Annotated in this window: 1 protein-coding gene; it reads right to left on the minus strand. The window is 40.2% G+C overall.

Going from position 1 to position 246, the window contains the following annotated elements; genetic code table 11:
* Positions 1 to 246, minus strand: a 246-nt coding sequence (locus EOC06_RS39260; protein ID WP_206631466.1) for a carcinine hydrolase/isopenicillin-N N-acyltransferase family protein, incomplete at both ends; no start/stop codon positions are given.

Consider the following 246-nt stretch of genomic DNA (forward strand, 5'->3'; position numbering starts at 1 on the left):
GTCGAACAGTTATCCAGCACTATTCTGCAGCTTACCCATGGGGAAACTCCTTTTCTATATCCTTCATTGCTGACAAAATGCAAACCAATTACAAGCCCTTTTTCATTTACGCCGTCATGCCTTCCAAGCAGCTGTAAATTGTACCCCGCTGAAGCGTACTGACTGTTGGTTTGAATCATGGAAAAAATGCCATCATATAAAAGGGGCGAAAAATCATAGTTTCTTGTATAAACACCATTATCAATG

This window comes from Mesorhizobium sp. M7A.F.Ca.MR.362.00.0.0 (assembly GCF_004023175.1).
Lineage (GTDB): Bacteria > Pseudomonadota > Alphaproteobacteria > Rhizobiales > Rhizobiaceae > Mesorhizobium.